This window comes from Amorphus sp. MBR-141 (assembly GCF_053628695.1).
Window position 1 is genome coordinate 250695 of the sequence record NZ_JBRJGW010000003.1, and the last position, 15223, is coordinate 265917.

The 15223-nt window shown below is 72.4% G+C and carries 9 protein-coding genes; all 9 read left to right on the forward strand.

Going from position 1 to position 15223, the window contains the following annotated elements:
* The first annotated feature begins 176 nt into the window (after positions 1 to 176).
* Positions 177 to 1583, forward strand: a complete 1407-nt coding sequence (gene ahcY, locus ACSSVZ_RS06025; protein WP_453968887.1) for an adenosylhomocysteinase — start codon at positions 177 to 179, stop codon at positions 1581 to 1583.
* 209 nt (positions 1584 to 1792) lie between these two features.
* Positions 1793 to 4171: an ATP-binding protein gene (locus ACSSVZ_RS06030; RefSeq protein WP_453968888.1), complete on the forward strand. Its 2379-nt coding sequence runs from the start codon at positions 1793 to 1795 to the stop codon at positions 4169 to 4171.
* Between the two features lie 46 nt (positions 4172 to 4217).
* On the forward strand, positions 4218 to 5756 hold the full coding sequence (gene tsaE / locus ACSSVZ_RS06035; protein ID WP_453968889.1) for a tRNA (adenosine(37)-N6)-threonylcarbamoyltransferase complex ATPase subunit type 1 TsaE: 1539 nt from the start codon (positions 4218 to 4220) through the stop codon (positions 5754 to 5756).
* A complete protein-coding gene (locus ACSSVZ_RS06040) occupies positions 5753 to 6484 on the forward strand; it encodes a nucleotidyltransferase family protein (RefSeq protein ID WP_453968890.1) in 732 nt (243 codons plus the stop codon). The genes tsaE and ACSSVZ_RS06040 overlap by 4 nt, the downstream gene beginning before the upstream one ends.
* 122 nt (positions 6485 to 6606) lie before the next feature.
* Positions 6607 to 9789, forward strand: coding sequence for a double-strand break repair protein AddB (gene addB, locus ACSSVZ_RS06045; protein ID WP_453968891.1), 3183 nt, complete (start codon positions 6607 to 6609; stop codon positions 9787 to 9789).
* Positions 9786 to 13322 (forward strand): double-strand break repair helicase AddA, encoded by a 3537-nt coding sequence (gene addA / locus ACSSVZ_RS06050; protein WP_453968892.1) that lies wholly within the window; start codon positions 9786 to 9788, stop codon positions 13320 to 13322. Before addB ends, addA begins: the two co-directional genes overlap by 4 nt.
* A gap of 230 nt (positions 13323 to 13552) precedes the next feature.
* Positions 13553 to 13873 carry a thioredoxin gene (gene trxA / locus ACSSVZ_RS06055; RefSeq protein ID WP_453968893.1) on the forward strand — a complete coding sequence of 107 codons (321 nt, stop codon included), beginning with the start codon at positions 13553 to 13555 and terminating at the stop codon, positions 13871 to 13873.
* Between the two features lie 133 nt (positions 13874 to 14006).
* Positions 14007 to 14609 (forward strand): nucleotide exchange factor GrpE, encoded by a 603-nt coding sequence (gene grpE, locus ACSSVZ_RS06060; protein ID WP_453968894.1) that lies wholly within the window; start codon positions 14007 to 14009, stop codon positions 14607 to 14609.
* Between the two features lie 133 nt (positions 14610 to 14742).
* Entirely contained in the window at positions 14743 to 15222 is a 480-nt protein-coding gene (locus tag ACSSVZ_RS06065; RefSeq protein ID WP_453968895.1) for an Lrp/AsnC family transcriptional regulator, read from the forward strand.
* Position 15223: the final 1 nt, after the last annotated feature.

Genomic DNA, 15223 nt, shown 5'->3' on the forward strand with positions numbered 1-15223 from the left:
GCGCGCCGCGGCCGATCCGGCGAAAGGGCTTGCGGCGCCACCCGCACATATATAAAGAAATCTTTATATCGTTATTGAATACCGGCGCCGAGCCCGGTATACCCGGCCCCATGTGGCGCGCCGCACCCTGCCGTGCGCGCCTCTTTCATCTGAGAACACGAAGAAGGAGCGACCATATGCTCGACAAGCCCGCCACCGATTACATCGTGAAGGACATCGGCCTCGCCGACTGGGGCCGCACCGAGATCGACATCGCCGAGACCGAGATGCCGGGCCTGATGGCCGTGCGCGAGGAATTCGCCGGTTCGAAGCCGCTCAAGGGCGCGCGCATCGCCGGCTCGCTGCACATGACCATCCAGACCGCCGTTCTCATCGAGACCCTCGTGGCGCTGGGCGCCGACGTGCGCTGGGCCTCGTGCAACATCTTCTCGACCCAGGACCAGGCCGCCGCCGCCATCGCCGCGACCGGCACCCCGGTGTTCGCCGTGAAGGGCGAGACGCTGGAAGAGTACTGGGAGTATGCCGACCAGATCCTCGACTGGGGCAACGGCGAGACCTGCAACATGATCCTCGACGACGGTGGTGACGCCACCATGCTCGTCATGCTCGGCGCGAAGGCCGAGAAGGATCCCTCGGTCCTCGCCAACCCGAAGAACGAGGAGGAGAAGTTCCTCGTCGCCACCATCAAGCGCCGGCTCGAGAAGGATCCGACCTTCTACTCGCGCTGCCGCGACGCGATCCGCGGCGTCTCCGAGGAGACGACGACGGGCGTCATGCGCCTCTACCAGATGGAGAAGCGCGGCGAGCTGCCGTTCCCGGCGATCAACGTCAACGACTCCGTCACCAAGTCGAAGTTCGACAACAAGTACGGCTGCCGTGAATCGCTGGTCGACGCGATCCGTCGCGGCACCGACGTGATGATGGCCGGCAAGGTCGCGGTCGTCTGCGGCTACGGCGACGTCGGCAAGGGCTCCGCCCAGTCGCTGTCGGGCGCCGGCGCCCGCGTCATGGTCACCGAGATCGACCCGATCTGCGCCCTGCAGGCCGCCATGGACGGCTACGAGGTCGTCACGATGGAGCAGGCCGCGCCGCGTGCCGACATCGTCGTCACCGCGACCGGCAACAAGGACGTGCTGACCGTCGATCACATGCGTGCCCTGAAGGACATGGCGATCGTCTGCAACATCGGCCACTTCGACAACGAGATTCAGGTCGACGGCCTGAAGAACTTCAAGTGGAAGAACGTCAAGCCGCAGGTCGACCTGATCGAGTTCCCGGACAGCAAGCGGATGATCCTGCTCTCCGAGGGCCGTCTTGTGAACCTCGGCAACGCCACCGGCCATCCGAGCTTCGTGATGTCGGCGTCGTTCTCGAACCAGACGCTGGCCCAGATCGAGCTGTGGACCAAGTCCGACCAGTACGAGAAGAAGGTCTACGTGCTGCCGAAGCACCTGGACGAGAAGGTTGCCGAGCTGCACCTGCGCAAGCTGTCGGCCGAGCTGACCACGCTGTCCGACGAGCAGGCCGACTACATCGGCGTGCCGGTCAACGGCCCGTTCAAGTCCGACCAGTACCGCTACTGATCGCCCGAACGCTCCGGCAGCGGCCGCGCGCCGCGGCCGGAACAGACAGTCAGGAAAGCGCCGGCTCGCGAGGGCCGGCGCTTTTTTTGTCGGCAGGAGCCGCTGCGGCGTGCGTGGCGGGTCCCATCCGCGCCGCCGATGAATTAGGGTCTGCGGCACCCCAGTCCGATTCGCGAACGCGCGAGCGCAAACGGCAAGTCGCGACGACCATGACCGCCCCGAACCTCCGGCCGTTCCGACCTCTCGCCGCCGCCCCGCTGTGGATCGTGCCGATGGCCGGACCGGCAATGGCCGCGCCTGCCGGCGACAGCCTGGTCCCGCTGGTGCTCGGCGCTGCCGCCGCCGCCGGGCTGCTGGCGACCGCCGGATTCGCGGCGCTGGCCTGGTCGGGCCGCCGCCGCCTCGCGGCGTTGCGGACGGCGAGCGCCGATGCGGGCCTGCGCGCCGAACGCGCCGAAACGCTGCTCGACGCCGCCGACCGGCGCACCCTGGTGCTGCCCGCCGATGGCGGCCCGGCGACCGTCTACGGCGTCGCCGAGCTGGGCGGCGTGCCGGCCGCCGCCGACGCGCTGCTCGATCCGGCATGCTGGCTCGCGCCCGACGATGCGGAGACCTTCGCCGCCGCGCTGGCGGCCCTGCGCGACGACGGCCGGCCGTTCGAGGCGGAGCTGCGCACCGCGGCGGGCGCGACGGTGGCGGCGCGCGGGCGCATCGCCGGCGACAGCGCCGCGGTGACGTTCGCGCACGCCGTGGGCGGCGGCGCCGAGGCGCCCCAGACCGGCGCGCTGCGCGATTTCCTCGAACGCATGCCCTACCCGGTGTGGATGCGCGACGCCGACGGGCGGCTGCGCTTCGTCAACGCGGCCTATGCCGACGCGGTGGAGCGGCCCGACCCGGCCGCCGCGGTGGCCGAGGGCGACGAGCTCCTCGACACCGCCGGGCGCGAGGCGCTGGCCGCCGCGCGCACCGAAGACGGCCGCGCCGACGTGCGCGTCTCCACCGTCATCCGCGGCGAGAACCGGACGCTGGACGTGGTCGAGCTGGCGGGGCGCGGCGGCAGCGTCGGCGTCGCCATCGACGTGACCGAGCTGGAGCAGACCCATGCGGTGCTCCGGCGCACCGTCGACTTCCACGCCCGCACCCTCGACGAGCTCGCCACCCCGGTCGCGGTGTTCGGCCCCGACCGGCGGCTGCAGTTCTACAACCCCGCCTACCGCGCCCTGTGGGACCTCGACGCCGGCTACCTGGACACCGGGCCGGAGGACGAGACGCTGCTGAAGGCGCTGCGCGCCGCCCGCAAGCTGCCCGAGCAGGCCGAGTTCGACGTCTGGGCCCGCCACGTCACCCGCGGCTACCAGTCGGTGGAGAGCTTCGAGGAGTGGTGGCACCTGCCCGACGGGCAGACGCTGCGCGTCATCACCAACCCGCACCCGCACGGCGGCGTCACCTACATCTACGAGAACGTCACCGAGCGGCTGGACCTGGAAAGCCGCTACAACGCGCTGATCCGGGTGCAGAGCGAGAGCCTCGACCATCTTGCCGAGGGCGTCGCGGTGTTCGGCCCCGACGGGCGGCTGCGCCTGTGCAACCCGGTGTTCTCGGCGCTGTGGAAGCTGTCCGACGACGCGCTGGCCGATCAGACCCACATCACCCGCATCAGCCACGAGAGCGCCAAGAGCCCGGCCGACCGGGCCGCCTGGGTGCGCATCGCCGGCGCCGTCACCAGCCTGGACGACCGCCGCGAGCCCGTCGCCGACCGGCTGGAGCGCGACGACGGCACCGTGGTCGACTTCGCCACCGTGCCGCTGCCCGACGGCGCGACGCTCGCCACCTTCGTCGACGTCACCGACACGGTGAAGGTCGAGCGGGCGCTGAAGGAGCGCAACCTGGCGCTGGAGGAGGCCGACCAGCTGAAGACCGCCTTCATCGGCCACGTCTCCTACGAGCTGCGCTCGCCGCTGACGACGATCATCGGCTTCACCCAGCTGCTGACCGGCAGCGGCGTCGGCCCGCTGAACGAGAAGCAGCGGGACTATGCGAGCTACATCCGCTCGTCGTCGGAGGCGCTGCTGGCCATCATCAACGACATCCTCGACCTGACCACCGTCGACGCCGGCATCATGGAGCTGGAGCTCGGCAGCGTCGATCTCGCCGCCGTGGTCGCCGCCGCCACCGAGGGCCTGCAGGACCGCATCAAGGAGGCCCGGCTCACGGTCGCGACCGACATCGCCCCGGAGATCGGCACCTTCACCGCCGACGAGAAGCGGGTGCGCCAGGTCATCTACAACCTGCTCGCCAACGCCATCACGTTTTCCCCGGAAGACGACACGGTGGAGATCCACGGCCGCCGCGACGGCGCCGACGTGGTGCTGTCGGTGGCCGACCACGGCCGCGGCATCTCCGAGGACCAGATCGACGTGGTGTTCGACCGCTTCGTCTCCGATCCCACCGGCGGCCGCCGCCGCGGCGCCGGATTGGGGCTTGCCATCGTCAAGAGCTTCGTCGAACTTCACGGCGGCTCGATCGACATCGCGTCGGAGCCCGGTGCCGGCACCACGGTGACCGTCCGGCTTCCCCTCAGGCAATGATCAGGTGGCGCGGCGCGCGCCCGGCCCCGCCCATGACCCGCACCCGATGAGCCCCGACCCGCTTGTGATCCCGATCGAGGACGAAGCCGCGACGACGCGGCTGGCCGAGGACGTGGCCGCCGTCGTGCGGCCGGGCGACCTGATCACCCTGTCGGGCCCGCTGGGGGCCGGCAAGACGACTTTCGCCCGCGCCTTCCTGCGCACGCTCGCCGACGATCCCGAGCTGGAGGTGCCGAGCCCCACCTACACGCTGCTGCAGCCCTACGAGCTGAACCGGCTGGCCATCGCCCACATGGACCTCTACCGGCTCGGCGATCCCTCCGAGGCCGCCGAACTGGGTATCGACGAACTGCTGGACGCGGGCGCGGTGCTGATGGAGTGGCCGGAGCACGGCGCCGGCATGCTGCCGCCGGCGACGCTGGCGATCGCCATCGCGCCGGACGCAGATCCGGAGCGGCGCACGGTGACGCTCGCCGCCACCCCCGACATGGCCGGCCGGATCGAGCGGTCCCGCATGGTGCGCGCCTTCCTCGACGCCGCCGGCTTCGCCGGCGCGGCCCGCCGCCACCTGCAGGGCGACGCCTCGTCGCGCACCTACGAGCGCATCCGCGCCGGCGGCACCCGCGCCGTGCTGATGAACGCGCCGACCCAGCCCGACGGCCCGGCGATCTACGGCGGCGAGCCCTATTCCCGCCGCGCCCATCTCGCCGAGAGCGTCCGCCCTTTCGTGGCGATCGGCGACGGGCTCAGGGCGCACGGCTATTCCGCACCGGCGGTGCTGGCCCACGATCTCGACGCCGGGCTGCTTTTGCTGGAGGACCTCGGCACCGAGCCGATCCTGAAGGCCGGCGCGGTGAGCGAGGAGCGCTATGCTCTCGCCGTCGACCTCCTGGCCGACCTGCATGGCGCGCCGATGCCGGCCGACCCGGCGCTGCCCGACGGCAGCCGCCACCCCATTCCGCCCTTCGACAAGGGCGTGTTCGGCATCGAGCTGTCGCTCTATCCGGAATGGTTCGTGCCGTTCGCGACCCGGGCTCCGATGGACCCGGAAACGCTCGCCGAATTCGCCGAGGCCTGGGACGCGCTCTGGCCGTTCGTCGAGGAGGCCGAGACGACCTGGCTGCTGCGCGACTACCACTCGCCCAACCTGATGTGGCTGCCGGAGCGCGGCGGGCTGGCAACCGTCGGGCTTCTCGACTATCAGGACGCGCTGATCGGCCCGACCGCCTACGACGTCGCCTCGCTGTTGCAGGACGCGCGCGTCACCGTCACCGCCGACATCGAGACCCGCCTGCTGGCCCGCTACGAAGCCGCCCGCCGCGCCGCCGACCCGGCCTTCGACGCGGCCGGCTTCCGGCGCGCCTACACCGTCGTCGCCGCCCAGCGCGCGACCAAGATCCTGGGGATTTTCGCCCGCCTGAACGTGCGCGACGGAAAGCCCGCCTACCTCGCCCACCTGCCGCGCATCGCCGCCTATCTGGAGCGATCGCTGGCAGACCCCATTTTCGCCGAACTGAGAGGGTTCTACGAGCCGGCGCTCGCAGCACTTGCCCGCTCACCCAGCACCGAAGTCCGCCATCCATGACCACGCCCTCCACCCGCCCCACCCGTGCGATGGTGCTCGCCGCCGGCTTCGGCAAGCGCATGCGGCCCGTCACCGCCACCACGCCGAAGCCGCTGGTGGAGGTGGCCGGCCGCGCGCTGATCGACTACGGCCTCGACCGGCTGCAGACCGCCGGCGTCGAGGAGGCGGTGGTCAACGTCCACTATCTGGCCGACCTGATGGAGGTGCACCTGTCCCGCCGCAAGGCGCCGCGGGTGACGATTTCCGACGAGCGCGGCAAGCTGCTCGACACCGGCGGCGGCATCGCCAAGGCGCTCCCGCATCTGGGCGACGGCCCGTTCTTCCTGCTCAACGCCGACACCTTCTGGCTGGAGGGCGCCACCCCCAACCTGGTGCGGCTCGCCGACGCCTGGAACCCCGCCACGATGGACGGCCTCCTGATGCTGGCACCGACGGTCACCAGCATCGGCTACGAAGGCACCGGCGATTTCGTGCTGTCGACCGACGGCCGGATCACCCGGCGCAGCGAGCGCCACGTCGCCCCCTTCGCCTATGCCGGCGCCGGCATCCTGTCGCCGAGCCTGTTCCAGGACACCCCCGAGGGCGGCTTTTCGCTGAACCTGCTGTTCGACCGGGCGATCGCCGACGGCCGCATGTTCGGGCTCCGCATGGACGGGCTGTGGCTGCACGTCGGCACGCCGAAGGCGATCCGCGACGCCGAGACGGCGATCGCCGAGAGCGCCGCCTAGGGCCCCTTGCTCCCGGGCCGGGCCGACCAGCCGTCCACAGCCGGCTGTTGTCGCGGGCGCTCCGGTGCGCGCATGCTGACCCGGCGGCCGCCCGAATCGGCGCCGCCTGCGACGGAGCCGACATGCCCGACACGGTGACATCGGAGACGGCCGGGGAGACGGGCGCGCCGCGCGTGTTCACCATCCCGCCGTCGGTGCCGTTCCTCCCCGCCCTGGTCGCCGCGCTCGCCGACGGCACGCTGTGGCCGGGAGGCCGGGTTCCCGACGACCCGCTGGCGCTCGCCGACGCCATCATCTACCTGCCGACGCGGCGCGCCGTGCGGGCGCTGGAGGCCGCCTTCCTGGCCGCCGCACCCGGGCCCAGCGTCGTGCTGCCCGACATCCGCGCCATCGGCGACGTGTCGGAGGACCTGCTGGTGCTCGACATTCTGGAGCGGGATGCGGGCGGAAAACCGGATTCCACTTTTCCTCATCCCGCGCTGGACCCCGACGACACCACGCTGCTGGCGCCGTCGCTGCCGGACCTCACCCGCCGCGTCGCCATGGCCGGCCTGGTCCGGCGCTGGGCGGAGCGGCTGTCGGCCGACACCCTCGACCTGCTTCCTGGCGAAAACGTTGCAGTGCCGACCTCGCCGGCCGACGCCGCACGGCTCGCCAGCGACCTGCTCGCCCTGATGGACCAGGTGGAGACCCAGGAGGCGGACTGGACGGCGCTCGCCGACCTGGTGCCGGAGGAACTGGCTCAATACTGGCAGGTGACGACCACCTTCCTGTCGATCGCGGTGGAGGTCTGGCCGGCCTTCCTGGCCGAGCGCGGCGCGCTGGAGCCGGCGCGGCGCCGCCGGCTGCTGATCGACGCGGAGACCGAGCGGCTCGCCGCCGCGCCGCCGAAGGGGCCGGTGATCGCCGCCGGCTCGACCGGCTCGATCCCGGCCACCGGCCGGCTGATCGCGACGATCGCGCGGATGCCCAACGGCGCGGTTGTGCTGCCCGGCCTCGACGGCGCCATCGACGACGCCGCGTGGGACGCCATCGACGCTGCCCCCCAGCCGTCGTTCAGCCATCCCCAGTTCGGCCTCAAGCAGCTTCTGAAGCGCATCGGCCTCGACCGCGCCGCGGTGCCCGCGCTCGGTGCCGCACCGACGCCCGAGGCGGAGGCCCGGGCGCGGATCGTTTCCGCGGCGTTCCGGCCGGCCTCCACCACCGACGCCTGGGCGGAGAGCTTCGACGCGGCCGCCGCCGACGCCTCGGCCCGCGGCCTGTCGCTCATCGAGGCGGAAACCGCGCGCGAGGAGGCGCTGGCGATCGCCCTGGCGCTGCGCGAGACGCTGGAGCGGCCGGGCGCCACCGCCGCCCTGGTGACCCCGGACCGGGCGATCGCCCGCCGGGTCGCCGCCGAAATGCGCCGCTGGGAGATCGCCGTCGACGATTCCGCCGGCCGGCCGCTGGGCACCACCTCGGCCGGCGTGTTCGCCCGGCTGGCCGCGACCGCCGCCACCGAGGGCGACGCCCACACCCTCATCGCCCTGCTCAAGCACCCACTTAGCCGGCTTAATATTCCTGCCGATGACTATAACCGGGCCGTGGCCGGGCTGGAGCTCGGCGTGCTGCGCGGCCACCGGGTGCGACCGGGGACCGCCGGGCTGCGCGCGGCGCACGCGCTCCGCGTCGAGCGGCTGGACGCCGAGTATCGCGGCGCCGAGCACGCCCGACGGCTGCGCTGGCTGGAGGCCGCAGCCCCGCTGATCGACGCGCTGGAGGCGGCCTTGAAGCCGCTGGAGGCCCTCGCCACCGCCAAAGCCAGGGTCCCGCTCCACCGGCTCGCCGCCGCGCATCTGGAGGTGGTCGAAGCGCTCGCCGCCGATCCCGATCTGCCGGACCGGCTGGCCAGGCGCGCCGACGGACCGGTGCTGACCGCCGCGCTCACGGGCATCGCCGACACCGGCGGCGTCGACTTCGAGGTTTTGCCGGCCGACTGGCCGTCGCTGTTCGAGGCGCTGGCGGGCGATGCCGCGGTGCGCGGACCGGTGCCCACCGACGACCGGCTGTTCATCTGGGGACCGCTGGAAGCGCGCCTGCAGTCGGTCGACCGGCTGGTGATCGCCGGGCTGAACGAGGGCACCTGGCCCGCCGCCGTCGAGGTCGGCCCGTGGATGTCGCGGCCGATGCTGGGCACCTTCGGGCTGGAGCCGCCGGAACGCCGCATCGGCCTCGCCGCCCACGACGTGGCCCAGGCGCTGGGCGCCGGCGACGTGGTGATGAGCCGGGCCAAGCGCGTCTCCGGCACGCCGACGGTCGCCTCGCGCTGGCTGCAGCGGCTGCTCGCCGTCTCCGGCCCCGATGCCGCCAGGGCCATCGCCGCGCGCGGCCGCACCTATGTCGCCTGGGCCGGCGCCCTCGACACCCCCGACGGGCCGGCGGCACCGGCCGCCCGGCCGAACCCCACCCCACCGGTGGAGGCGCGGCCGCGCCGGCTCGGCGTCACCGAGATCGGCACGCTGATCCGCGACCCCTACGCCGTCTATGCCCGCCGCGTGCTCGACCTCAGGCCGCTCGACCCGATCGCCCCGTCGCTGGAGGCTTCCGAGCGCGGCACCCTGATCCACGACGTGCTCGCCGACTTCATCCGCGACTGGCAGGGCGCGTTCGACGCGACCGCCCTCGCAGAGCTGGTGGCGATTGGCGAAAAAGCCTTCCGCGAACTCGACGAGGCCGAGGTGACCGCCCTTTGGCTGCCGCGCTTCGCCCGCATCGCCGAGGCGTTCGTGGCGCTGGAGGCGGCGCGCGCCGCCGGCATCCGCGCCCGCCACGTCGAGATCGCCGGCAACCTGGAACGGGCGACCCCGGCGGGTCCGGTCACCATCACCGGCCGCGCCGACCGCATCGACGAGCAGACCGACGGCCGCGTCGTCCTCCTCGACTACAAGACCGGCACCGCCCCCTCGCCCCAGCAGGTGGCGACCCACCTGGAGCCGCAGCTGACCATCGAGGCGCTGATGCTTTCGGCCGGCGGCTTCGGCGTCCTCGGCCGGAACCCGATCGGCGACCTCGCCTACGTCGAGCTGAAGGGCTCCCGGGAGCCGGTGCGGCTGCGCTCCGTCCTCGACAACAAGGAGGACAAGGACGCCGCCACCCTGGTCGGCGAGGTCGACGAGCGCCTGCGCGCCCTGCTCGAGCGGTACGCGTTCGCCTCCAGCGGCTACCTGTCGCGGGCCCGGGTGCAGCTGGAGAAGAGCTTCGACGGCGACTACGACCACCTCGCCCGCTCGCGGGAATGGGCGCTCTCGGTGGAGGGCGGCGAATGACGGTCCACCGCACCATCCCGCAGGCGACGCTGCTTGCCCAGGCGCGCGCCTCCGACCCCGGCGCCTCGGCCTGGGTGTCGGCCAACGCCGGCTCCGGCAAGACCCATGTGCTGGTGGAGCGGGTGGTCAACCTGCTGCTGTCCGGCGTGGCCCCCGGCAAGATCCTCTGCCTGACCTTCACCAACGCCGCCGCCGCCCAGATGTCCCAGCGGGTGTTCGACCGGCTGGCGGCGTTCGCGCGGGCCAGCGACACGGAACTCAACGGCCTGCTCGCCGGCCGGTTCGGGCGCGAGCCGACGGCCGGCGACCGCGCCGGCGCCCGCCGGCTGTTCGCCGAGGCGCTTGAGACGCCGGGCGGCCTGAAGATCCAGACCATCCACGCCTTCTGCGCGGCGCTGCTGCACCAGTTTCCGCTGGAGGCGAACCTCGCCGCGCGCTTCACCGTGCTCGACGATGCCGCCAGCGCCGAGCTCTGCGACAAGGCGATCGACGCGACGCTGACCGAGGCCGCCGCCGACCCCGGCGGCCCGCTCGCCCAGGCGATTGCCGAGATCCTGCCGCTGTCGGCCGACCTGACGCTGCTCGGCGCCATCCGCGCGATGATCCGCGAGCGCGAGGCCTTCCGGGCGTGGCTGGAGAGCGCCGGCGGACTGGCGCCGGCCATCGACCGGCTGCGCGCGGCGCTCGGCCTCACCCCGTCCGACACGCTGGACAGCCTCACCGACGAGATCCTCGGGTCGCCAAGCTTCGACCCCAGCTTCCGCCGCGCCTATGCAGAGGCACTGTCCGCCGGCGGCGCCAACGACCGCAAGCAGCGCGACCGGATCAGCCTGTGCGGCGACGTCAGCGTCGAACCGGCGGCGCGTGCCGAGGCATGGCTCGACATGTTCCTCACCGGCAAGCGCGAGCCGCGGGCGGCATCCGGCGCCGGCAGCAAGGCGATCCTGGCAGCGCTGCCCGACCTTGCCGACCGCTACACGCAAGAGCAGGCCCGCCTCCTCGGCCTGCTGGAGAAGGCCCGCGCCATCCGCGCCGTCTCGGCCACCGCGGCGCTCGCCTGCCTCGCCGACCGGGTGCTCGGCCACATGGAGGTCGAGAAGGCGCGCGAGGGCCTCGTCGACTACGACGACCAGATCGCCCGCACCGCCATGCTGCTGTCACGCTCCGACGCCGCCCAGTGGATCCACTACAAGCTCGACCGCGGCATCGACCACATCCTGGTCGACGAGGCCCAGGACACCAGCCCGCGCCAGTGGGAGATCGTCAACGCGCTGGCCGGCGAGTTCTTCGCCGGCGAAGGCGCCCGCGAGGGGCGCGTCCGCACGGTGTTCGCCGTCGGCGACGAGAAGCAGTCGATCTACGGCTTCCAGGGCGCCGCCCCCGACGCCTTCCACCGCCAGCACAGCCATTTCGAGGGCCAGGCGACGGCCATCGCGGCCATTTTCAACTCCGTCCACCTGACCCTGTCGTTCCGCTCCACCCCCGACGTGCTCGGCGCCGTCGACGCGGTGTTCGCCGACCTGGAGCTGCAGCGCCGCATCGCCAGCGACGGCGCCGCGACGGTTCACGAGCCGATCCGCGCCAACGAGCCGGGGCTGGTGACGGTCTGGCCGCTGACGGAATCGGTGAAGGCCGACGCGCCGGACGACTGGACGCAGCCCATGGACCACGCGTCCGGCTCGTCGGGGCCGGTGCAGCTGGCGGATCGGATCGCCGCCACCATCCGGGGCTGGCTCGACAGCGACGCCCGCCATCCGAACGGCGCCCCGGTCCGCGCCGGCGACATCCTGGTGCTGCTGCGCAAGCGGGCGCCGTTCGCCGACCTGGTCAACCGCGCGCTCAAGGCGGCCGGCGTGCCGGTCGCCGGCGCCGACCGGCTGACGGTCACCGAGCACATCGCGGTGGAGGACCTGATCGCGCTCGGCCGGGCGCTGCTGACGCGCGCCGACGACCTGTCGCTCGCCTGCGTGCTGAAGAGCCCGCTGTTCGGCCTCGACGAGGAGACGCTGTTCGCGCTCGCCCACGATCGCGGCGGCACGCTGGCCACCGCCCTGGATGAGGCCGGCGCCGACGATCCGCGCCTTGCCGGCATCGCCGACCGGCTCGCCCGCTGGCGAAAAATCGCCCGGGCCGACCGGCCGTTCGACCTCTATGCCACCGTGCTCGGCGCCGACGACGGCCGCCGGCTGTTCCGCGCCCGCCTCGGCTCCGAGGTCGACGAGGTGCTGGACGCCTTCCTCGACATGGCGCTCGATTTCGAGCGCTCGGGCGTGCCGACGCTGGAAGGATTCCTCACCCGGGTCACCGCCACCGCCTCGGAGCTGAAGCGCGAGAGCGACGCCGCCTCCGATGCCGTGCGGGTGATGACCGTCCACGGCGCCAAGGGGCTGGAATCGCGCATCGTCTTCCTGGTCGACGGCTGCGGCGCGCCGCTGCATAGCCACCACGACCCGAAAATCGTGCCGATCGCCCCCGCCGTACCGGGCATGGCGCCGCCGCTCGCCTGGGCGCCCAGCAGCGAGTACCGGCCCCAGGCGGTGCTCGACGTTGTGGTGGCCGGCAGGGAGCGCCAGGAGGCGGAGTACGCCCGGCTGCTCTACGTGGCCATGACCCGCGCCATGGACCAGCTCATCGTCTGCGGCTGGTCGCCGGCGCGCGGCCCCCACGAGCACTGCTGGTACCGGCTGGTGGAAACCGGCCTCGCCGACGGGCTGGTCGACATCGTCGGCGACGACGGCGAGACGGTGGTCGCGCGGGAATGGCGCGGCATCGCCCGCGAACGCACCGCCACCGCCCACGATGACGCCCCGCCGCGGCCCGAAGCCCCCGCCCCGCTGCCCGCCTGGGCGCGCCAGCCGGCGCCGCCGCCGGTGATCGAGGCGCCCGCCCTCAGCCCGTCGCGGGCGCTGCCCCATGCGGCGCCGCGGCGCTCCCCCGCCGCAGCGTCCGACACAGCCGCTGCCGCCGATCCCTCCGCCCCCTCGCCCGAGGCGGCCCGCCAGGCCGCGATGCTGCGCGGCACGATCACCCACCGGCTGCTGGAGGTGCTGCCCGACATCGCGCCCGAGAACCGCCCGGCCGCGGCAAGGCGGCTCGCCGGCGCCCAGCGCGGCGCGGAGGCGATCGACGCCGAGGCCATCGCCGCGGCGGCGCTGCGGATCCTCGACGCCCCCGACTTCGCCGCCGTGTTCGGCCCCGGCAGCCGGGCCGAGGTAGGCCTCGCCGGCCACCTGACCGTCGCCGGTGCCCGCCGGCTCGTGACAGGCCGCGTCGACCGGATGATCCGGGGCGACGGCCGGGTGCTGATCGTCGACTACAAGAGCGACCGGCCGGCCCCCGCCACTCTGGACGACGTGCCGCCCGCCTACCTGGCCCAGCTGGCGCTCTACCGGGAGATCCTGCGGCCGCTGGAACCGGATGCGGAGATCGGCGCGGCGCTGGTGTGGACCGACACGGCGCGGCTGATGGCGATCCCCGATGCGGCCCTCGACGCCGTGCTGGCGCGCCTGAACGAGGCCCCGACCGAGGACTGAGGCGCGATTCGCATCGCCGCCTTCGCATGCCCGCCATGGCGGCCACGCAGGCCGCGCTCGCTTGACGCTGTTCGTCCCGCTACCTACCTTGCAGTCAACCTGAAGAGTCGCCGCCCGGCGGGTTCGCGCCCGCAGTTCCCGGACGTTTTCCGGCTTTTCTCTTCTGCCGGCCGAAAAGGCCGCCCCGCCGCCGAACGTCCGGCGCCGGGTCTCCAGATCCGAGGTGTGCCATGAGCCCTTCCAACGTGACCGATTCGTCCTTCCAGGCCGACGTGCTCGACTCCAGCGAGCCGGTGGTCGTCGACTTCTGGGCCGAGTGGTGCGGCCCGTGCAAGATGATCGCGCCGTCGCTCGAGCAGATCGCCGCCGAGATGGACGGCAAGGTGAAGATCGCCAAGCTGAACATCGACGAGAACCAGAACATCGCCATGAAGTACGGCGTGCGCTCGATCCCGACGCTGATCCTGTTCAAGGACGGCAAGCCGGCCGCCACCCAGGTCGGCGCCGCGCCGAAGGGCAAGCTGGTCGACTGGATCAACGCGTCGATCTGATCGCCCGTTCGCGCGACCATACGAGCCCGGCTGGCGACGGCCGGGCTCGCATTCGTGTGCGAGACTGCCTAGATAGCCTGCAACGGGGCCGCATGCGGCGGCCTTTCCCTCCGACTGCCCAAGACGAGCGAAGATGAGCAACGAGACCGCCAACAAGGCCAACCCGGACGACATCGACCCCGAGATGGCCGACGCGACGACGGCCGAGCCCGCTGGCGACGACAGCGGCGTCGACGATCCGGTGACCATCCTGGCGCGCGAGGCCGACGACCTCCGGGATCAGCTGCTGCGCGCGCTCGCCGAGGCCGAGAACACCCGCCGCCGGGCCGAGCGCGACGTCGCCGACGCCCGCCGCTATGCCGTCGCCGGCTTCGCCCGGGACATGCTGTCGGTGGGCGACAACTTCCGCCGGGCGCTGGAATCGATGCCCGAAGGCGACGCCCTCAAGGATCCGGCCGTGAAGTCGCTCGTCGACGGCATCCAGCTCACCGAGCGCGAGTTCCTGAACGCGCTGGAGAAGCACGGCATCGCCAAGATCGAGCCGCACGGCGAGCGCTTCGACCCGAACAAGCACCAGGCGATGTTCGAGGTGCCGAACGAGGAGGTGCCGAACGGCACCGTCGTGCAGGTCGTGCAGCCGGGCTACGTGATCGCCGACCGGGTGCTGCGCCCGGCGATGGTGGGCGTCTCCAAGGGCGGCCCGAAGCCCGCGCCGAAGCCCGACGCCGACGCCTGATCGAAGCTTCCGACAGTCAGACACGGCCCGGCAGATACGCGTCTGCCGGGCCGTTGTCGTATGGGCGCTCATTCACGCTCGGCACTTGCGCGTTGGCCGTTGACTGCGCACGAAGCGCGCATAGAGTGATCAGATGGCGCACGATATCCCCGCACTCGACCTCTATGACCGCCGCATCCTGCGGGCGCTGCAGGACGATGGCGCGCTGACCAACCAGGCGCTCGCCGACATCGTCCACCTGTCGGCCTCCCAGTGCTCGCGCCGCCGCCAGCGGCTGGAGGCCGACGGGCTGATCCGCGGCTACCGGGCCGATCTCGACGCCGCCCGGCTGGGGCTGACCATCACCGTCTACGTCAACGTGATGCTGAACACCCATTCACCGGAGAACGCCGAGCGGTTCCAGCGCCTCGTCGCCCGGCTGCCGGAGGTGCAGGAGGCGCACGCGCTGACCGGCGACATGGACTATCTCTTGAAGATCGTGGTGGCCGACCTGCCGGCGCTGTCGGAGCTGATCAACGGCGCGCTGCTGCCCCATCCGTCGGTGTCGACGGTGAAGTCGTCGATCGTGCTGTCGACGCTGAAGGCCGACAACCGCCTGCCGATCGCGGACTAAG